Origin of the sequence: Streptomyces sp. PA03-6a, assembly GCF_033792765.1 — a bacterium.
In the GTDB taxonomy this organism is placed as follows: Bacteria; Actinomycetota; Actinomycetes; order Streptomycetales; family Streptomycetaceae; genus Actinacidiphila.
Genome location: NZ_JARAVK010000003.1, coordinates 16,933 through 35,042 on the forward strand (window position 1 = coordinate 16,933; position 18,110 = coordinate 35,042).

20 protein-coding genes are annotated in these 18,110 nt (G+C 73.2%); 14 read left to right on the forward strand and 6 right to left on the reverse strand.

Features of this window, described 5'->3' with window-relative positions:
• Positions 1–43: 43 nt before the first annotated feature.
• A complete protein-coding gene (locus PV350_RS01220) occupies positions 44–709 on the reverse strand; it encodes a response regulator (RefSeq protein ID WP_499515954.1) in 666 nt (221 codons plus the stop codon).
• Complete coding sequence (locus PV350_RS01225) at positions 706–1,662, reverse strand: HAMP domain-containing sensor histidine kinase (RefSeq protein WP_500332539.1); 957 nt, start codon at positions 1,660–1,662, stop codon at positions 706–708. Before PV350_RS01225 ends, PV350_RS01220 begins: the two co-directional genes overlap by 4 nt.
• A gap of 419 nt (positions 1,663–2,081) precedes the next feature.
• On the opposite strand from PV350_RS01225, the gene PV350_RS01230 reads away from it, so the two are divergent.
• The 4 genes from PV350_RS01230 (at position 2,082) to PV350_RS01245 (ending at position 4,523) form a co-directional block, all read left to right on the forward strand.
• The gene (locus PV350_RS01230; RefSeq protein ID WP_500332576.1) at positions 2,082–2,366 is read left to right on the forward strand and encodes a TraR/DksA C4-type zinc finger protein; all 285 of its coding nucleotides are present in this window, start codon (positions 2,082–2,084) and stop codon (positions 2,364–2,366) included.
• A gap of 40 nt (positions 2,367–2,406) precedes the next feature.
• Complete coding sequence (locus tag PV350_RS01235; RefSeq protein WP_499515952.1) at positions 2,407–2,793, forward strand: TraR/DksA family transcriptional regulator; 387 nt, start codon at positions 2,407–2,409, stop codon at positions 2,791–2,793.
• Positions 2,790–3,602: a rod shape-determining protein gene (locus PV350_RS01240; RefSeq protein WP_500332540.1), complete on the forward strand. Its 813-nt coding sequence runs from the start codon at positions 2,790–2,792 to the stop codon at positions 3,600–3,602. Before PV350_RS01235 ends, PV350_RS01240 begins: the two co-directional genes overlap by 4 nt.
• A 78-nt stretch (positions 3,603–3,680) precedes the next feature.
• Positions 3,681–4,523, forward strand: coding sequence for an aldo/keto reductase (locus tag PV350_RS01245; RefSeq protein ID WP_500332541.1), 843 nt, complete (start codon positions 3,681–3,683; stop codon positions 4,521–4,523).
• Between the two features lie 16 nt (positions 4,524–4,539).
• Here PV350_RS01245 and PV350_RS01250 read toward each other — a convergent pair whose 3' ends face one another.
• On the reverse strand, positions 4,540–5,169 hold the full coding sequence (locus PV350_RS01250) for a TetR/AcrR family transcriptional regulator (RefSeq protein ID WP_500332542.1): 630 nt from the start codon (positions 5,167–5,169) through the stop codon (positions 4,540–4,542).
• Positions 5,170–5,262: 93 nt separating this feature from the next.
• On the opposite strand from PV350_RS01250, the gene PV350_RS01255 reads away from it, so the two are divergent.
• From PV350_RS01255 to PV350_RS01265, 3 genes are all read left to right on the forward strand, one after another.
• Positions 5,263–6,018, forward strand: coding sequence for an SDR family NAD(P)-dependent oxidoreductase (locus tag PV350_RS01255; RefSeq protein WP_499515948.1), 756 nt, complete (start codon positions 5,263–5,265; stop codon positions 6,016–6,018).
• Positions 6,019–6,068: 50 nt separating this feature from the next.
• Complete coding sequence (locus PV350_RS01260) at positions 6,069–6,872, forward strand: class I SAM-dependent methyltransferase (RefSeq protein ID WP_500332543.1); 804 nt, start codon at positions 6,069–6,071, stop codon at positions 6,870–6,872.
• Between the two features lie 566 nt (positions 6,873–7,438).
• Positions 7,439–7,735, forward strand: a complete 297-nt coding sequence (locus PV350_RS01265) for a hypothetical protein (protein WP_500332544.1) — start codon at positions 7,439–7,441, stop codon at positions 7,733–7,735.
• Between the two features lie 16 nt (positions 7,736–7,751).
• Here the strand turns inward: PV350_RS01265 and PV350_RS01270 are convergent, their stop codons facing one another.
• The 3 genes from PV350_RS01270 to PV350_RS01280 all read right to left on the reverse strand — a co-directional run bounded on the left by PV350_RS01270 (position 7,752) and on the right by PV350_RS01280 (position 9,348).
• On the reverse strand, positions 7,752–7,865 hold the full coding sequence (locus tag PV350_RS01270) for an Rmf/CrpP family protein (protein WP_499515945.1): 114 nt from the start codon (positions 7,863–7,865) through the stop codon (positions 7,752–7,754).
• Positions 7,866–8,394: 529 nt separating this feature from the next.
• Entirely contained in the window at positions 8,395–8,589 is a 195-nt protein-coding gene (locus tag PV350_RS01275) for a hypothetical protein (RefSeq protein WP_499515944.1), read from the reverse strand.
• Positions 8,590–8,787: 198 nt separating this feature from the next.
• Positions 8,788–9,348: a GNAT family N-acetyltransferase gene (locus PV350_RS01280; RefSeq protein WP_499515943.1), complete on the reverse strand. Its 561-nt coding sequence runs from the start codon at positions 9,346–9,348 to the stop codon at positions 8,788–8,790.
• 442 nt (positions 9,349–9,790) lie between these two features.
• Here PV350_RS01280 and PV350_RS01285 point away from each other — a divergent pair, with 442 nt between their 5' ends.
• The 7 genes from PV350_RS01285 (at position 9,791) to PV350_RS01315 (ending at position 18,039) form a co-directional block, all read left to right on the forward strand.
• The gene (locus PV350_RS01285; protein WP_499515942.1) at positions 9,791–10,822 is read left to right on the forward strand and encodes a LacI family DNA-binding transcriptional regulator; all 1,032 of its coding nucleotides are present in this window, start codon (positions 9,791–9,793) and stop codon (positions 10,820–10,822) included.
• Between the two features lie 113 nt (positions 10,823–10,935).
• Positions 10,936–12,210, forward strand: coding sequence for an extracellular solute-binding protein (locus tag PV350_RS01290; RefSeq protein WP_500332545.1), 1,275 nt, complete (start codon positions 10,936–10,938; stop codon positions 12,208–12,210).
• Positions 12,211–12,219: 9 nt separating this feature from the next.
• Complete coding sequence (locus PV350_RS01295; RefSeq protein WP_500332546.1) at positions 12,220–13,182, forward strand: carbohydrate ABC transporter permease; 963 nt, start codon at positions 12,220–12,222, stop codon at positions 13,180–13,182.
• 1 nt (position 13,183) lies between these two features.
• A complete protein-coding gene (locus PV350_RS01300; protein ID WP_499515939.1) occupies positions 13,184–14,077 on the forward strand; it encodes a carbohydrate ABC transporter permease in 894 nt (297 codons plus the stop codon).
• 91 nt (positions 14,078–14,168) lie between these two features.
• On the forward strand, positions 14,169–15,185 hold the full coding sequence (locus PV350_RS01305; protein WP_499517027.1) for a glycoside hydrolase family 130 protein: 1,017 nt from the start codon (positions 14,169–14,171) through the stop codon (positions 15,183–15,185).
• Positions 15,182–16,378, forward strand: coding sequence for a Gfo/Idh/MocA family protein (locus PV350_RS01310; protein WP_499515938.1), 1,197 nt, complete (start codon positions 15,182–15,184; stop codon positions 16,376–16,378). The genes PV350_RS01305 and PV350_RS01310 overlap by 4 nt, the downstream gene beginning before the upstream one ends.
• Positions 16,375–18,039, forward strand: coding sequence for a glycoside hydrolase family 13 protein (locus tag PV350_RS01315; protein WP_500332547.1), 1,665 nt, complete (start codon positions 16,375–16,377; stop codon positions 18,037–18,039). Before PV350_RS01310 ends, PV350_RS01315 begins: the two co-directional genes overlap by 4 nt.
• Positions 18,040–18,110: the final 71 nt, after the last annotated feature.

An 18,110-nucleotide genomic window follows, 5' to 3' on the forward strand; every position in this document is an offset into this window, starting at 1 on the left:
GTCGTCGGGGGTGGGGGAGGGAAGCGAAGTCCGGGCGGCGGGCTCACGCCTCGATGAGGCCGGCCCTTATCGCGTAGCGGGTGAGCTGCAGCCGGTCGTGCAGGCCGAGTTTGCCCAGCAGGTTCGCGCGGTGCCGGTGGACGGTCTTGACGCTGATCACCAGCGTTTCGGCGATCTCCTTGGAGGAGTGCCCCTCGGCGACGAGCTTGAGCACCTCCTCCTCGCGCGCCGTCAGCACGTGGTCCGGGGCCTCCTGGCCGTGGCGGGCACGGTCGAGGTAGTTGCGGATCAGGGCGGTGACCGCGCCGGGGTAGAGGAACGGTTCGTCGCGCATCGCGGCCCGGCAGGCGGCGACCAGGTCGCGGTCGGCGACCGACTTCAGCACGTAGCCGCAGGCACCCGCCTTGAGTGCCTGGAAGAGGTACTGCTCGTTGTCGTGCATCGTCAGCATCAGGATGCGCAGCCCCGGTTTCAGCGCGGCCAGGTCGCGGGTCGCCTGCAGGCCCGTGAGACGGGGCATCGAGACGTCCAGGATGGCGAGGTCGACGTCCTGGGCGCGGGCCAGCGCGATGGCCTCCGCACCGTCGCCGGCCTCGGCGACGACCTCCAGATCCGGTTCGCGGTCGAGGATCAGCCGCACCCCGCGGCGTACCAGGGCGTGGTCGTCGGCGAGGAGGATGCGGATCGGCGTCGGTCCGGCCGGGGTCATGAGCGGTCCCTCGGGGCGGGCACGGTCAGCCGGACCTGGGTGCCGGCCCGTGGTGTGGAGGTGATGTCGAGCGCGGCCCCGAGGAGCAGGGCCCGTTCGCGCATGCCGCGGATACCGGCGCCCTCGTGGACGATGCCGGTGCCGCGTCCGTCGTCGCTGACGCCGAGCACGACGCGGCCGGCGCTGTGGCGCAGGCTGACCTCGACCCGTGCGGCCTCGGCATGGCGGGCGACGTTCGTCAGGCTCTCCTGGGCGACGCGGTACAGCACGAGTTCCGTCTCGCGGTCGAGGGACGGCAGATCGGTGTCGAAGCGGCGCCGCACGCCCAGTCCGGTGTGCGTCGCGAAGTCGCCGGTGAGCGAGGTCAGCGCGCTGACCAGACCGAGGTCGTCCAGCACCGCGGGGCGCAGCCGGCGGGCGAGCCTGCGGACCTCGTCCAGGCTCTCCCTGGTGATCTCCTGCGCCTGCTGCAGTTCGCCGCGGAGCGGCTCGGGCGCCTGGTCGGCGGCCCGGGTCAGTTCGAGCAGGACGGCGGTCATGCTCTGCCCCACCTCGTCGTGGAGTTCCTGGGCGACCCGCCGGCGCTCGGACTCCTGCGCGAACAGGACGCGGGCGCTGCTGGTGGCCCGCTCCTCCTCCAGCCGGTCCAGCATGGCGTTGAAGGTACGGATCAGCTCGGGGACGCCGCCGTGGCCGCGCGTGGCCGGGAGCCGCTGCCCGGGGCGCAGCAGGTCGACGGTGGTCATCAGCCGGGTCAGCCGGTCCAGCGGGGCCAGGCCGACCCGCAGGAGCACGGCGTTGGCGACCAGCATGACGGCGAGGCCGCCGACCAGGATCACCGCCTCGGCCAGCACCACGGGTACGGAGACGGTCACCGGGGCCCACAACAGCAGCGCCGTGGCCGTACCCAGCACCATGGCGTTCAGCCCGAAGATCCGCCAGAACAGGGACACCTGACGTCGGCCTCCTTCTCCCGCTCTTCCCTCGTCGCGTCACACGCGCACACCTGCCGCCCGCCTCCGCGGATTCCGGCAGGCGGGCGCGACCGTCACGGTGACGGCCTCCGTCCAGCCTGCCCTCGCCCGGGTGCCCCGGTCGATGGGGTGCGACCCCCATCTCCGGCGTGGTCATGAGGTCGCCGGCGGGGCTCCGGATGGGGTCCGGTACCCACCGTGAATGGGTGTCACGGCCGATGGGCAGGCGCCGCCCCCTCGGCCAGGGTGGGAAGCGACCCCCCGCGTGGTCGCGGCCGGCGCCACCCCCGGCGCCGGCCTGCCGCGCGTCCCCTTCCAGGAAGGATCCCGCCGTGCCTCCCGACATCGCCCAGTCCGGACCGCGGCCCGAACCCCGGCCCGGCCCCCGTCCCGGCCGCATGACCGCGCACGAGGCCCGTCAGCGCCTCGAGCACGAGCGCAGCACCCGGCTGACCCAGCTCCGGGCCGTCGCCGAGGCCGGCTGGGCGGCGGACGACCACGTCATGGTCGTGCAGAAGGAGGCCATCCGGCGGGTGCTGGGGGAGATCGAGGCCGCGTTCGCACGCCTCCAGGACGGCAGTTACGGGGTCTGCCCCGACTGCGCCAAGCCCATACCGGCCGAGCGCCTGGAGATCCTCCCGTACGCACGCTGCTGCGTCGCCTGCGGGCGCCGTGCCGCGTGACCCGTGACCTGTGACCAGCCGGAGAAGGGAGAAGGGTGACGTGGTGAACCACCGGACCGCGGACGACCGCGCCGCGCATCTGTCCGCCGAGGACCTCGCCGCGCTGCGCGTGAGCCTCGACGAGCAACGCCTCTTCCGCCGGGAGCAGTTGCGGCAGGTGGCCGCGGCCGTGCCGGCCGAACCGCACCAGCCGCCGGGAGGGCGGGCGGGAGAGCGGGCGGCCGCACGGGAAGAGGTCCGCGCCGCGCTCGCCGCCGCGGCCCGGATGGTGCTCGCCGACGTCGAGGCGGCCCTGGAGCGCATGCGCGAGGGGCGGTACGGGTTCTGTCCGCTGTGCCGGGAGCCCATCCCGCTGAACCACCTGGTGGTCGTCCCCCAGGCCCGTTACTGCGGCCGCTGCCTGCAGGCGCGGGGGGCCGAGGGATGAGCGCGCCGTGGCTGCCGGTCCGCCGGCAGACGGGGTTCGCCATCGACCTCGGCAGTGCCCGCACGCGGGTCTGGGCCCTCGGCCGGGGCATGGTGCTCGACGTGCCCACGGTGACGTTCCCGGGCTCGGGCACCGTCCGCCCCGTCCGCCCCGTCCGCAGCGTCCGCCCCGTCCGCAGCGGAGTCATCGACGTCCCCGGCACCGCCCGGATGCTCGACCGGTTGCTCCGCCACCGGCTGCCCGGTCTCGGCCGCCCGCTGGTCGTGCTGACGGCGCCCGTCCTGGACGGCGTCGCCTACCGCGCGGCGGCCCGGGCCGCCGTGGAGGTCCTGCGGCCGCGCACCGTCCTGACGGTGCCCACGGCGCGGGCGGTGGCCCTCGCGGCCCGCGAGGACCTGAACCGCCCGCTGCTCGTGGTGGACGTCGGCGCCCACCTCACGGAGACGGTCCTGCTGGTCGACGGCGCGGTGACCGACGCGCACCGCGCGAAGCCCGGCACCGCCGACCTCGACGCGGACCCCGCTGCCGCCGCACGCCTCGTCGACGCGCTGGTGGCCACCGTGGCGACCGTGCTGGAGGAGGACCGGACGGCGGCCGCGCCGGCCGCCCTGGCGCACGGCATCCTCCTCGCCGGCGGGGGCGCACTGCGCCCCGAGGTCGTCTACCGTCTCGCGCGCCGGCTCGACGTCCCCGTCAAGGTGGTGCCGGCGCCGCACACGGCGGCGGTGCGCGGCGCGGCCGAACTCCTGGGATCCGCCCGCCTCCACCCGTCGTTCACCGGCAACGTCCGCGCGCCGGTGCCGGAGTAGGAGCCGGCGCCGTCCACCGAGTTGCAGGACCGGATGCGCGGTGGTGGCCTGAAGGTGTGTCGTGCCGGGGAGGCAGGGATGGCGACAGCGTCGATGCGTACGGTCCGGCTGTCCTCGAGGGACGTCCCCGCGCTCGGCCAGGGCACCTGGCACCTCGGTGCGGACCCGGGCCGCCGCCGCGAGGAGGTCGCCGCCCTGCGGCTCGGTGTGGACCTGGGCATGTCGATCGTCGACACCGCCGAGATGTACGGTGACGGCGCGGCGGAGGAACTGGTCGGGGAGGCCATCGCGGGACACCGTGCCGAGGTGTTCCTCGTCAGCAAGGTGCTGCCCGACCACGCCGACCGCCGTGGTGTCGTCGCGGCCTGCGAGGCGAGTCTGCGACGGCTCCGCACGGACATCCTGGACCTGTACCTGCTGCACTGGCGGGGGCGGCATTCGCTGGAGGAGACGCTGGCCGGGTTCACCGAGCTGATGGCCGCCGGCAAGATCCGCACCTGGGGGGTCAGCAACCTGGACGCCGGGGACATGGCCGAACTGGTCTCCCTCCCGGGCGGTTCCGCCGTCGCGGTGGACCAGGTGCTCTACAACCTCACCCGGCGCGGCATCGAGTGGGACCTGCTCCCCTGGTGCCGGCGCAACCGGGCCGGAGTGATGGCGTACTCCCCCATTGAGCAGGGCAGACTGCTGCGTTCCGCACCGCTGCTGGCCGTGGCGGACGGCCTCGGCGCCACGCCCGCCCAGGTGGCGCTGGCGTGGGTGCTGGAGCAGGGCGTGGCGGCGATCCCCCGCTCGGGGCGGCCCGAGCACGTGCGCGAGAACCGCGCCGCGGCGGACCTGCGACTCCCCGCGGAAGCGCTGGCGGCGCTGGACGCCGCGTTCCCGCCGCCCCGCGGGCCCGTGCCGCTGGAGGTGCTCTGAGGGGTGCCGTGCCCGGTCAGGGGGCCGACGGCACGGGTGCGGGTACCGGTACGGGTGCGGCGAGGAGCCGTTCGATGCCCAGGTCGAGGGCGGCTTCCAGGTGCGTGAGCGAGCCCGTCGACATCAGGATCGAGACACCGCCCTGGATGCCCGCGAGGAGGGCGGACGCGACATGGTCGGCGTCCAGCTCCGGTGAGATCTCCCGCTGCTCCTGCATGGCCCGGATGCCGGTGGTGATCTGGGCCTGCCACGAGGCGAGGAGTTCGCTGGTGACGGCCTGCGCGCCGGGCGTGGCGGGGCTCAGCTGCGAGATGAGCGTGCCGAGCGGGCACTGCTGCCCCTGCCGCCGGTAGCGGTCGACGACCGCGTCCCGCCAGTCGTACCAGGCCTGCCAGGAGGTGAGCGCGCCGAGGTGCGGCTGCTGGTCGGCCAGGACCCGGCCGGCCTCGTGACGGGCCACGGCGAGCAGCAGTTCCTCCTTGCCGCCGGGGAAGTAGTGGAAGAGCTGGCTCTTGCTGGTGGCCGTGCGGGCGCGGATGTCGTCCAGGGTGGTCTCGACCGCGCCTCGCTCGCGGATCTCCTCCGCGGCCCCCTCGACGATGCGCTGCCGGGTGGCGGCGCCCTTGGCCGTCAGTCGTGCTGCCATGCCTCCATCCTGCCACTTTTTGGACTTGCAGGTCCAATTTCCGGGTGGCACCTTGGCCGTTCCCAGCCGGTTCACGGAGAAAGGTGCGGAAACATGAGCAAGCGACTCACCGGGCGGACGGCCCTGGTCACCGGTTCCACCACGGGCCTCGGCGCCGCCATCGCGGCGGCCCTGGCTGCCGAGGGCGCGTTCGTCGTCGTCAGCGGACGCGACGCGGCCCGCGGTGCCGACGTGGTGGCACGCATAGAGAAGGACGGGGGCTCGGCGGCGTTCGTCGGCGCCGACCTGTCGGGCGGCGCCGACGCCGTCGGCCGCCTCGCCACCGACGCGCTCGCGGCGGCCGGCGGCCGGATCGACGTCCTCGTCAACAACGCGGCGCTCCTGCTCACGCCCACGCCGACCGCCGAGGTCCCGCAGGAGACCGTCGACCAGGCGCTGGCGGTGAGCGTGCGGTCGGTGTTCCTCCTCACCGGCCTGCTGGCGCCGCCCATGGCCGAGCGCGGCCACGGCGCCGTGGTCAACCTGGGGTCCATCAACGGCATGCGGGGCATGGCGCATTCGGCGCTCTACAGCATGACCAAGGCGGCCGTGCACTCGCTCACCATGTCGTGGGCCGCGGAGTACGGACCGCACGGGGTCCGGGTCAACACCGTCGCTCCCGGTCCTACCCTGACGGAGAAGGTCGCGGCGATGGAGGAGCACCTGACCCCGATCATCTCGCGCATGCCCTCGCGCCGCGCAGGCGACCCGGCGGAGGTGGCGTCGGCCGTCGTGTTCCTGGCGAGCGACGAGGCCTCGCAGATCCACGGCGCCACGCTCACCGTCGACGGCGGGTTCACCGCGGTGTAGCGACCGGCCGCCGACGGGTGCGCTCGTCCGGTGCTTGCCACAATGAGGGCATGACCAGCGCCGGTCGCTACGGTGAGCGCTTCTTCCGCCCGGAGGACGCCGGCGAGGGCGACCGCATCGACCTCGCCGCCGCCTCGTACGACGACACCACCCTCACCCGCCTGCGGCAGCTCGGGGCGGGCCCCGGGTGGCGCTGCCTGGACGTCGGCGCCGGCACGGGCACGGTGGCGCGCAGACTGCTGCGCGAGGCCGGGGTCAGCGAGGTGCTCGCGGTCGACCGGGACGTACGGTTCCTGGCGGCACGTCCGACGCCGGGCCTCACGGTGCGGCAGGCGGACGTCACCGTGGGCGGCTTCCCGCCGGGCCGGTTCGACCTCGTCCACGCGCGGTTCGTGCTGATGCACCTGCCGTCGCCGGAGCGGATGATCGCCACGCTCGGCGGCCTGCTCGCCCCCGGCGGCGTCCTGGTGGTCTGCGACGCCGTGGACCTGACCACCGCCGCCGCCCCCGACACGCCGTACACGCTGGCCATGCGGGCGATGTGGCGGGGGCTGCACGACACCATCGGCACCGACGTCTCACGGGTGCCGCGCTACCCCGGGATGCTCAGGGCGGCCGGGCTCCGATCGGTCGCGGCGGAGATCCACGTTCCGCCGCTCCTGCCCGGCAGCACGATCAGCCGGTTCTGGGCGGAGACCTGGAACCGGACCCGGTCCACCATGACCGCCACCGGCCTCGTCGACGACACCCTCGTCGACGAGGCCCTGCGCTACCTGGACTCACCCCAGTGCGCCGACCTGTCCCCCGGCATGCTCACGGCCTGGGGGCGGTCGCCCTCTGAGGACATCACCTGACCGGCCCACCGTGACGTGCGGGCACGCGCGACCACGACGAGGCTGGGCGATGGTGTAGTTGGAGGGCTCCGACTCTCCCCGTTCGAGCCCTCATCGCCATGAGTCGGGCCCCTGCCGCAACGGCGCGGCGGGGGCCTGCGGCATGCCCGGGCGCCCCTCCGCCGCGAGTGCTGCCCGCGGTCGGCGTACTGCGGCGAGACCGCTCTCCGCATCGACGAACTCGCCACGAGGAAGACGAAGAGCCCACTGAGCGACTGTCTGGAGTGCTGCTGCGCAGCCGGCGCATGATCGACCAGTCGCAGTACCAGTCACTCTGGAGAAACGGCTGGCCGGGGTGGCGCGTCGCGGTCAAGCGTGCGAGCCGTCCGGGTCGCGGGTCGCAAGAGCCTGGGTGCGCAAACCGCTGCGACCATGCCAGGAAGCGCGGGAGGGGGCCCGTTTCTGGGCATGCAAAAAGGGGCCGCCCGCGCCTGGCGGTCGGGCCCCGTGAGGTGGCGTCGAGCTTGGCGATCAGTGGGCAAGGCCGTCCCGTGCGCGTGCACGGATCCCCGCTCCTGGACCTAGCCATGATCAACACGCTGTGCGATCATCTGCCGGTGCCTGGTCACTGGACTGGTTCGGTCCTCTTCGCCCTTCTCGCTGTCGGCGCCTTCGCGTTGGCCGTCCGCGACTCCGTCCAGCGTAAGTGGATCACCGCGGTGCGGGACGCCTCGGGCGCGCTGGGCTTCGCCTGTATCAGCGCCGGTAACGAGGGCTACGCCGTCGCAACCGGTGAATACGGGGCGGCGTGCTTTTTCACGGTTTCGATGGCCGCCAGCCTGTTCATCCGGCGGGAGAACCGCAACAGGCAGACAGCGGCGTAGGCTCCTCGACCGGCCTCTACGGGGCTGCTGCTGGGTAGTGCCAGCTGCTGGCGCTCGCCCTCGGCACGGTCGAGGCGTAACCCTTGATCCACGCCTTGCGGAGCAGCGACGAGGCAGGGTACGGGCACACAGTGGCGCGCTGGCCGGTCCCGCCGGCCTCCGCCCCTGCGCGATCGCGTGCGTGATGTCGGCCCGCATGCCCATGGCGTCACCTCTCGTTCTGGTGGTCGGCCTCGTTCTTCCGGGCCCCGGCCGCCCAACGCTGCTCGCGTCCGCGGTGACGTGCGATGAACTCGACCTGAGTGAGGCGGCCTCCATGCCCTGTGCGAGCTGCCAGGCAATGACGCGGAGGAGTCGGGCCTCTACGTCGGCGTACTGGTCGGCGGTCTGCGCGGCCAGGTACTCGACCTGATCAGGCGGCACCGGCACTGCGCCTCCCCTGAAAGTTGTGCGAGGCAGTGATCTACGGGCCGGCCACTGAACTTGAACTCGTGATGTCGGTCGGCTCGTGGTGGCGGCGTCAGGGTCCGAGACTGCTGGCTGTTGCCCTCCGAATCCCGCAGTGGATGACGATACAGGCGGGTGTTGGCGCGGTCTTTGGCCGTTGGCTTGCCCGGGCTGGGGTCGAGCATGGCGTGGAATCGGGCCGGCTCCTGCCTTTACGCCCTGGCGGTCGCGCCGGCTTCGCGAGTACGGGACCGCTCGGGCGCGCTGGGCGGGACGACCGCGGGCGTGCCGTCGGCGAGGGCTTGGCCGAGCGAGATGATCCGGGGCGCGGTGCCGTCGGGGACGTCGACGATGCGGGCGGATACGTCATGGCCGACGGCCGGCGGCGTAGGGTTGCCGGCGGTCATGGCTGAGAACTCTGGTCATGGTCGGGTTGGGCCCGTCAGGCGGTGAAGTCGCAAGCCGTTCGTCCGAAACGGCGGCCTCACGCCCGCGGTTTGACCCGGGCGAGGTCGAACTCATCGTCCCACTCACCGCCGGATGACGGGCTCGCGGCAGATCGCCCGGTCGCGCCGGACCGCGACCCGCCCACGGACCTGCCCCGGTCAGCCATCAGCGGCACCCGCCAAGTCCCCCGGCACCAGGGAGAACAGGACGAGGTCGACGCGGCCGGCGTGCACGAACCCCGCGTTGCGCAGGACGCCTTCACGGCGCAGGCCGGCCTTCGTGGCGACGCGCTGGGAGGCGGTGTTGCCCGTGGCCGCGCGGAGTTCCAGGCGCTGGAAGCCCTGTTCGGTCAGCAGCCAGGTCGCGAGGGTCCGGGTCGCCTCCGTGGCGATGCCGCGTCCCCTCGCCCAGGGGGAGACCCAGTAGCCGACCTCGCTCGTCAGCGCCCGCCGGTCGGTCCGCTTCAGGCCGACGGTGCCCAGCAGTCGTCCGCCGTCCGCGTCGGTGACGGCGAAGTGGATGCCGTCGCCGGACTCGCGCAGGGCGTGGGAGACCGTCGTGCACCAGGCCGTCGCGTCGTCGAGCGTGTAGGGGCGGGGCAGGGGCAGCCACCGCTGGGTGTGGGGGTCCTCACAACTGGCCCGGGTGTCGTGGGCGTCGTCCGGGGCGAACGCGCGCAGGAGGAGCCGTTCGGTGCGCAGGACCGTGTCCGGGAACACATCCGTCTCCGTCGTTGCCTCCGTCCGCCGCCCGCCGCCCACCGCGGGGTTGGGCAGACGCTAGCAGCACGCCGCGCCGTACCGGCACCCCGCAGGGGCTGTGACGCACTGTCACGGCCCGCGCGGTACGTGGTGACCGGTGCACCGATACGACATTTCGGACTTATCGCCGCACTTGCCGCATATAACTCTCCAACTGAGAGTAGGCCCTTGACACTCCGCCCCCCGAGGTTCATGGTTCCTCACATCGCTCGTTTAAACCGGTTCAAACACGAGGTGACGAGATCCCTTCGCGTTGGTTGCCCCGGTATGCGAGTGCAAGAACGTGCTGCCTCCGGCGCCGAAGGTGCCGCCGGACGGTGTGCCCCTCGGGGTACGCCGGCCGACGGGACCCGCGGATGCGGATGTGGCGCCCTTCCGCCGCCGTACACGGAGAGTCCGCATGGCCAGACGCCCCACGATCGCCGATGTCGCCCAGCTGGCGGGTGTGTCCAGGGCGACGGTCTCCTTCGTCCTCAACGACCGCCCCGGCGTGGCCGCCGCGACCCAGGAACGGGTCCGCGCGGCGGCCGAGAAGCTGGGCTGGACGCCGAGCCGCAGCGCCCGTGCGCTGTCGACCGGGCGGGCCAGGGCCGTCGGCCTGGTCCTGACGCGCGAACCCGACCTGATCGGCACCGACCCCTTCTACCCGGCCTTCATGGCGGGCATCGAGTCCGTCATATCCGAGTCCGGTGACGGCCTCATGCTGCACGTGACGGGCCCCCGCAACGAGATGGACACCTACCGCCGCCTGGTGGACGACCAGCGCGTGGACGGGGTGTTCCTCACCGACCTGCGCGTGGGCGACCCCCGCCCCACGCTGCTGCGGGAACTGGGCCTGCCCGCCGTGGCCGTCGGCGCCGACGACGGCGTCGAGGGGATCGCCACCGTGAACCTGGACGACCGGCCGGTGGTCGCGGGCGCCGTCCACCACCTCGTCGGACTCGGCCACCGCCACATCGCCTACGTCGCGGGCCCCGAGGAGTACCTGCACGCCCAGCGGCGGCTGGGCGCCTGGCGGGACGCGCTCGCGGAGGCGGGCCTGCCCCCGGGCCCCGTGCTGCCGGGCGGCTTCACCGCCGAGGGCGGCGCGCTCGCGACGCAGGCCCTGATCACGCGGGGCGACCGGCCCACCGCCATCGTGTACGCCAACGACCTGTCGGCCACCGCGGGCATGGCGGTCGCGCAGGAGGCCGGTCTGCGGCTGCCCGACGACCTGTCGGTGGTCGGCTTCGACGACGTACCGCTGGCCTCCTGGACCAGACCCTCGCTCACCACCTGCCGTGCCGACGCCGCCACCTGGGGCCGCGCCGCCGCACTCGCCCTGATCGAGACGATCGAGCAGGGCACCACCCCGCACGTGGAACTGGACCCGGCCGCGCTCATGGTGCGCGGCTCCACGGGCCCGGCCCCCGCCGGCACCACCCGCCCCTGAACGCGCGCCCGACGCGCCCACGACGTTCTCCGCTCCCCGGAGGGCCGTCACCGAGGCAGGACGACGCCCCGGAACGGCCTCTCCCCACCCCTTGAGAACCCGGAGCCACCGCAATGAAGAAAACCCTCCTGACCGTCCTCTCGGCCGTCGCCCTGACCGTGCCCCTCGCGGCGTGCGGCAGCGGCGGGTCGGACACCGCCGGGGGCGGCGACGCCGCCCACGGGCCGATCACGGTCTGGTACTCCAACAACGCCCAGGAGGTCGCCTGGGGCAAGAGCATGGTCGCGTCCTGGAACGCCGCCCACCCCGACGAGAAGGTGAAGGCGCAGGAGATACCGGCGGGCAAGAGCTCCGAGGAGGTCATCGGCGCGGCCATCACGGCGGGCAACGCCCCGTGCCTGATCCTCAACACCGCCCCCGCGGCCGTGCCCGGCTTCCAGAAGCAGGGCGGCCTGGTGGCCCTGGACGACTTCCCCGGCGGGGAGGCGTACCTCAAGGCGCGGACCGGCGACCGGCTCTCTCAGTACGCGTCGCCCGACGGCAAGCACTACCAGATGCCCTGGAAGAGCAACCCCGTCATGATCTTCTACAACAAGGACCTGTTCAAGAAGGCCGGGCTCGACCCCGAGCACCCCAAGCTCTCCACTTACCAGGACTTCCTGACCACCTCGCGCGCCCTGGTGAAGGGCGGTGTGCACGCCGCCATCTGGCCGGCGCCCACCTCCGAGTTCTACCAGTCCTGGTTCGACTTCTACCCGCTCTTCGCGGCCCAGACCGGCAAGCAGCTCGTCGAGGACGGCAAGGCCCAGTTCGCCTCGCCCGACGGCGTCAAGGCCGCCGAGTTCTGGAAGACCATGTACGCGGACCACCTGGCCCCCAACGAGCAGTACAACGGTGACTCCTTCGCCGACGGCAAGGCCGCCATGGCGATCGTCGGCCCGTGGGCCGTCTCCGTCTACGGCGACAAGGTCAAGTGGGGCGCCGTGCCGGTGCCCACCGCGACCGGCACCGAGGCCAAGGGCACCTTCAGCGACGAGAAGTCCATCGGCATGTTCACCGCGTGCAAGAACAAGGGCACGGCCTGGGACGTGCTGAAGTTCGCCACCAGCAAGGAGCAGGACGGCAAGCTGCTGGAGGCCACCGGCCAGATGCCGATGCGACAGGACCTCCCGGCGGCGTTCCCCGACTACTTCGCCTCGCACCCGGACTACAAGACCTTCGCCGAGCAGGCCGACCGCACCGTCGAGGCCCCGAACGTGCCGAACTCCGTCGAGATCTGGCAGACGTTCCGCGACGCCTACACCAAGTCCGTGATCTTCGGGAAGGGCGACGTCGAGAGCGCCTTCCGCGAGGCCGCGGGCAAGGTCGACGGCCTGGCGAAGCAGTGAGTCACGGCCATGTCCTCCACGCACCATGACGTCCTCCGCCCCGGGTCCGCCCGGGGCGGGGCCCGCCCCCGGGCCGGCCGTGAGCCGCGGCCGCGCCGGCTGCGGTTCGCGGGCCGGCAGCCGATCGGCCTGGCCTTCGTCTCCCCGTACCTGATCTACCTGGCCGCGATCTTCCTGTACCCGCTCGGCTTCGCGGTGTGGATCTCCTTCCACGACTACTTCTTCGCCGCGCCGGGCGCCCAGGTGGACCGCCCCTTCGTGGGGCTGGCCAACTACACGGCCGTCCTGACCGATCCGGCCGTGTGGCGTTCCTTCGGCAACATCGCGGTCTTCCTGGTCATCAACGTGCCGCTGACGGTGGCGGCGTCGCTCGTGCTCGCCACCGCCCTCAACTCCAAGCTGCGGGCGCGCACGTTCTTCCGGACCGCCTACTACGTCCCGTACATCACCGCCAGCGTCGCCGTCGTCGGCGTGTGGCTCTTCCTGTTCAACTCCAACGGCCTGGTCAACAAGGCGCTCGGGCCGCTCGCGCCGGACCCGTCGTGGCTGGTCAACTCGCACCTCGCGATGCCGACCATCGCGCTGTTCGTCGCCTGGAAGCAGCTCGGCTTCTTCATCGTGCTCTACCTCTCGGCGCTGCAGAACGTGCCCGGCGAGCTCTACGAGTCGGCCGCGCTGGACGGCGCGGGCAAGGTGCGGATGTTCTGGTCCATCACCGTCCCGGCGGTGCGCACCGCGACGCTGCTGGTGCTGGTCATGGCGACGGTGACGGGCGCGAACCTGTTCACCGAGCCCTACCTGCTGACCAGCGGCGGCGGACCCGACGGCGCCACCACCTCACCGGTGCTGCTGATGTACCAGCGCGGTCTGCAGCAGGGCCACCCGGACGAGGCCGCGGCGATCGGCGTGATCCTCGTCGTGCTGATCACCGGTATCTCCCTCCTCTACCGCCGTCTGCTGGAGAGGGACTGACATGGCCGACGCACACGCCCCCTCGCTCCTGCGCCACTCGGCGCACCACAGGCCGCACACGCACTCGCGCGCCCGCCGGATCCTGTCGCGGCTGGCCCTGCTCGCCGGGGCCTTCGCCTTCCTGTTCCCCTTCTACTACATGCTCATCGGCTCCCTGCAGCGCGAGCCCGACAGCAGCCCCGCCGGGGCCTTCCCGCAACCGGGGAACCTCTCCCTGCACAACTACGCGGAGATCAACTCGGCCATCTCGCTCGGCCGTTCCCTGATCAACTCCGGGATCTTCACCGGCGGCGTCATCGTCTGCACCACCGTCTTCGGTCTGCTGGCGGGGTACGCCCTGGCCCGGCTCCACTTCCGGGGCAAGGGCTCCACCTTCGCCCTGGTGCTGCTGGTGCAGGTCATCCCGTTCCAGCTGCTGATGATCCCGCTGTACGTGCTGATCGTCCGAGACTACGGCCTGGCCGACTCCTACATCGGGATCATCCTGCCGTTCGCGATCAACACCAGCGCGGTCTTCATCTTCCGGCAGTTCTTCCTGCAGCTGCCGCAGGCGATGTTCGAGGCCGCGCGCATCGACGGCGCGGGCGAGCTGCAGATCCTGTTCCGGATCGCGATCCCGCTGTGCAAGCCGGCGCTCGCCTCCGTGGTGCTGCTGAGCTTCACCGGGCCGTGGAACGAGTTCCTGTGGCCGTTCCTGGTCACCAAGGAGCAGGACATGCAGCCGCTGGCGGTGTCCCTGGCCAACTACATCAGCACGGTCTCCTCCGCCGCCGCCAACCCGTTCGGCGCCATCCTCGCCGGTGCCTGCGTACTGGCCGCGCCCGCGGTGGCCCTCTACCTCGTCTTCCAGAGCCGCTTCACCTCCACCGACCTCGATTCCGCCACGAAGGGCTGAACTCGCCGTGAACGACCGCACCACCAGCACCGCCCGTACCACCGGCTCCAACAGCTCCGTGCCCTACCGCCTGACCCGTGTCGGCGTCGTGATGTCGCCGCTGGCCGGCGAGGCCAACGAGGCCGAGGGCGTGCTCAACCCCGCGTCCGGCCGCACCCCGGACGGCACCCTGCACCTGCTGCCCCGCCTCGTCTCGGAGGGCAACGTCTCCCGGGTGGGCCTCGCCGAGGTCGTGATCGAGGACGGCGTGCCCACCGGCGTCGAGCGCCGCGGCGTCGTCCTCGCCCCCGACGCCGGCTGGGAGCGCGGCAAGAACAACGCCGGCGTGGAGGACCCGCGCACGACGTGGATCGAGGCGCTCGGGCTGCACGTCATGTCGTACGTCGCCTACGGCCCGCTCGGCCCCAAGCCGGCGCTGGCCGTCTCGAAGGACCTGGTCACCTGGGAGCGCCTGGGCCCGATCCAGTTCGCCTACCAGGCCGACCTCGACACGGACCTCAACCTCTTCCCGAACAAGGACGTGGTGCACTTCCCCGAGCCCGTCCCGGGCCCGGACGGCGAGCCCGCCTTCGCCATGCTGCACCGCCCGATGTGGGACCTGGGCTGGTTCCGTCCCGGGGAGGGCGTCCACCTGCCGGCCGGCGTGACCGACGAGCGCCCCGGCATCTGGATCTCCTATGTCCCGGTGGCCGAGGTGGAGAAGGACCTCAGCGCCCTGGCCCGCCCCCGTGACCACCGTCTGGTCGCGCTGTCCGAGCACCCCTGGGAAGAGCTCAAGATCGGCGCCGGCCCGGCCCCGATCCGCGTCGAGGAGGGCTGGCTGCTCATCCACCACGGCGTGTCCGGCACCATCGACGACCCCTTCGCCCAGCAGCAGAAGGTCAGCTACGCGGCGGGCGCCATGATCCTCGACCCGCAGGACCCGGCCCGGATCCTGGCCCGCACCGACGAGCCGCTGATGGAGCCGGAGACGGAGGAGGAGCGTTCCGGCACCGTGCCGAACGTCGTCTTCCCGACCGCGATCGAGGAGATCGACGGCGTGCGCTACGTCTTCTACGGCATGGCCGACGCCCACATCGGCGTCGCCCGCCTGGACCGTGCCGAGTGACCACGCTCGGTCTGGGCCTGGCCGGCTGCGGCGCGTTCGGCGCCTACCTGCTGGACGCCGTGGCCGACCTGCCCGGCGTACGCGTCGTGGCCTGCGCCGACCCCGACGGTGACCGTGCCGCCGCCCTCGCGCGGCGGCACGGCGCCGCCGTCGCCGCCGACGCCGCGGCGCTGGCGGGCCTGCGCGGGGTGGACGTCGTGGCGATCGCCACTCCCCCGGCCACCCACGCGGAACTCGCCGTCGGCGCGCTGCGCGCGGGCCGGCACGTGTTCTGCGAGAAGCCGCTGGCCGTGACGCTGGAGGACGCCCTGCGGGTGGAGGCCGAGGCCGAAGGCTCCACCGGCGTCCTCGTCGTCGACCACGTCCTGCGCTACAACCCCGTCCTGCGGATGCTCGAGCGGCTGCGCGAGGAAGGGCTGCTGGACCCGCTGGTGCGCTTCGCCTTCGAGAACGACGCCGCCGACGAGGACCTGGGCCCCGGCCACTGGTTCTGGGACCCCGCCCGCAGCGGCGGCATCCACGTCGAGCACGGCGTGCACTTCTTCGACGCCGCCCGCGCCCTCATGGGCAGCGAGCCCGTCGAGGTGCACGGCACGGCCGTGCGCCGCGAGGGCGGCCCGGTCGACATCGTCGTGGCCACCGCCACCCACCCCGGCGGCGCCGTCGCCACCCACACCCATTCCTTCACCCACGCCCACCGCGCCGAACGGCAGTTGATGCGCCTGGACTACGGCTTCGCCGAGGCCCGGGTCACCGGCTGGATCCCGACCCACGCGACGGTCACGGCCTGGACGGACGAGCAGGGCGCCCGCCGCTGGGAGGACCTGCCCGCGCGCGCCGCCGCGCTGCTGGCCGTACCGGGGCTGCGGCCGCACGGCGAGGAGCGGATCACCGTCACGGTGGAACGCGACGCGGGACCGGCGGCGCCCGCCCGCGGCCGCGGTGTGGAGCGGAGCGTCCCGCACCGGGTGACCTGCGTGGTCGACCTGGGCGGAGAGGCACGCAAGCAGCACGTGTACGCCGAGAGCGTGCGCGCCGCCTTCACCGACCTGCTGCGCTGCGCGACCGGGGGCGGCACCCCGGTGGCCGACGTGCGGTCCGGGCGGACCGCGGTCGCGGTGGCCGAGGCCGCCACGCGTTCCACGGAGACCGGCCGCACCCTGCCGGTCCCGTCCGGCCCGACAGGAGCATGAGGAGCACCGTGAGCACCACCCATCCCGCACCGGCCACGCCCTGGTGGCGGGACGCGGTCTGCTACGAGATCCACCCGCGTGCGTTCGCCGACGGCGACGGGGACGGCGTCGGCGACCTCGCCGGCGCCGCCGACCGCCTGGACCACGTGGCCCGGCTGGGGGCGGACGCGGTGTGGATCACCCCGTTCTACCCGTCCCCGCTGGCCGACGGCGGCTACGACATCGCCGACCACACCGCCGTCGCCCCCGACCTCGGCACCGACGCGGACTTCGACGCCTTCGTCGCGCGCGCCCACGGCCTGGGGCTGCGGGTCCTGATCGACCTCGTCCCCAACCACACCTCGGACACGCACCCCTGGTTCCGGGAGGCCCTCGCGGCCGGCCCGGGGAGCGCGGCGAGGGACCGCTACCTCTTCCGCACCGGACGCGGCGCGGACGGTGAACTCCCTCCGAACGACTGGGAGTCCGCGTTCGGGGGTCCGGCGTGGACCCGTGTCCCCGCACCGGACGGCGGCCCGGGCGAGTGGTACCTGCATCTGCACGCGCCCGAGCAGCCGGACCTCAACTGGCGCCGGCCGGAGGTCGTCGCCGACTTCGAGCGGATCCTGCGGCACTGGCTCGACCGCGGCGTCGACGGTTTCCGCATCGACGTGGCCCACACCCTCTTCAAGGCCCCGGGCCTGCCCGACGCCGGACCCGGGCAGCACCAGGACATCCTGCGCAACCACCTGCTGCCGTACCACGACCAGGAGGAGCTGCACCCGCTGTTCCGTTCCTGGCGCCGGCTGCTGGACACCCATCCGGCGCCGCCCGGTGCGGTCCCCCCGGGGCAGCGCGTGATGGTGGCCGAGGCCGCCGTGTTCGAACCGGCCCGGCTGGCCCGGTACGTCAGCCCCGGCGAGATGCAGCAGGCCTTCAACTTCGCCTTCCTGGAGTCCCCTTGGGACGGGACGGAGCTGCGCGCGGTCATCGGGCGGTCCGTCGCGTCGATGCGGGCCGTCGGGGCACCGGTCACCTGGGTCCTGTCCAGTCACGACGCGGTCCGCCCGGTCACCCGCTACGGCGGCGGGCAGCGCGGCCGGCGCCGAGCCCGGGCCGCCGCGCTGCTCATGCTCGCGCTGCCCGGCGCCGCGTACGTCTACCAGGGCGAGGAACTGGGGCTGCCGCAGGCCCACGTGCCGGACGACCGGCTGCGCGATCCCCTCTGGGAGCGCTCCGGCCACCGCGAGCGCGGCCGCGACGGCTGCCGGGTGCCGCTGCCCTGGGAGGGCCCGGCGGCTCCGTACGGTTTCAGCAGCGCCCCCGCTGACGCCTGCTGGTTCCCGCAGCCCGACGACTGGGCGGACCTGACCGTCCGGGCCCAGGAGGACGACCCCGCCTCGATGCTCGCCCTGTACCGCTCCGCGCTGCGGCTGCGCCGCGCCGCGCCGGTCCCGGCGGACGCGTCGCCGGTTCCGCAGGGGCCCGAGGACGGTTCCTGGTTCGCCTTCGACCGCGCGCCGGGGCTGCGGTGCCTGACCAACTTCGGCCCGGATCCGCTGCCCCTCGCGGAGGGGGACGAGGTGCTGCTGGCCAGCACACCGCTCGACGGCCGCTCGGTGCCCGCGGACACCACCGTGTGGCTCCGCCCCGCCGGGACCACGACCGCGGTCACGTCCTAGACGGGCAGTCCCGGGGCTGCGCCACTCGGCGAACGCCCGGCGGACGTCTCGTCCGGCAGCGCGACGACCAC

Bases quoted from the DNA above. Each gene is read 5' to 3' on its own strand.
- PV350_RS01220 (WP_499515954.1), bottom strand. From the start codon at position 709: ATGACCCCGGCCGGACCGACGCCGATCCGCATCCTCCTCGCCGACGAC.
- PV350_RS01230 (WP_500332576.1), top strand. From the start codon at position 2,082: ATGACCGCGCACGAGGCCCGTCAGCGCCTCGAGCACGAGCGCAGCACC.
- PV350_RS01240 (WP_500332540.1), top strand. From the start codon at position 2,790: ATGAGCGCGCCGTGGCTGCCGGTCCGCCGGCAGACGGGGTTCGCCATC.
- PV350_RS01245 (WP_500332541.1), top strand. From the start codon at position 3,681: ATGGCGACAGCGTCGATGCGTACGGTCCGGCTGTCCTCGAGGGACGTC.
- PV350_RS01250 (WP_500332542.1), bottom strand. From the start codon at position 5,169: ATGGCAGCACGACTGACGGCCAAGGGCGCCGCCACCCGGCAGCGCATC.
- PV350_RS01255 (WP_499515948.1), top strand. From the start codon at position 5,263: ATGAGCAAGCGACTCACCGGGCGGACGGCCCTGGTCACCGGTTCCACC.
- PV350_RS01260 (WP_500332543.1), top strand. From the start codon at position 6,069: ATGACCAGCGCCGGTCGCTACGGTGAGCGCTTCTTCCGCCCGGAGGAC.
- PV350_RS01265 (WP_500332544.1), top strand. From the start codon at position 7,439: ATGATCAACACGCTGTGCGATCATCTGCCGGTGCCTGGTCACTGGACT.
- PV350_RS01275 (WP_499515944.1), bottom strand. From the start codon at position 8,589: ATGACCGCCGGCAACCCTACGCCGCCGGCCGTCGGCCATGACGTATCC.
- PV350_RS01285 (WP_499515942.1), top strand. From the start codon at position 9,791: ATGGCCAGACGCCCCACGATCGCCGATGTCGCCCAGCTGGCGGGTGTG.
- PV350_RS01290 (WP_500332545.1), top strand. From the start codon at position 10,936: ATGAAGAAAACCCTCCTGACCGTCCTCTCGGCCGTCGCCCTGACCGTG.
- PV350_RS01295 (WP_500332546.1), top strand. From the start codon at position 12,220: ATGTCCTCCACGCACCATGACGTCCTCCGCCCCGGGTCCGCCCGGGGC.
- PV350_RS01300 (WP_499515939.1), top strand. From the start codon at position 13,184: ATGGCCGACGCACACGCCCCCTCGCTCCTGCGCCACTCGGCGCACCAC.
- PV350_RS01305 (WP_499517027.1), top strand. From the start codon at position 14,169: ATGTCGCCGCTGGCCGGCGAGGCCAACGAGGCCGAGGGCGTGCTCAAC.
- PV350_RS01315 (WP_500332547.1), top strand. From the start codon at position 16,375: ATGAGGAGCACCGTGAGCACCACCCATCCCGCACCGGCCACGCCCTGG.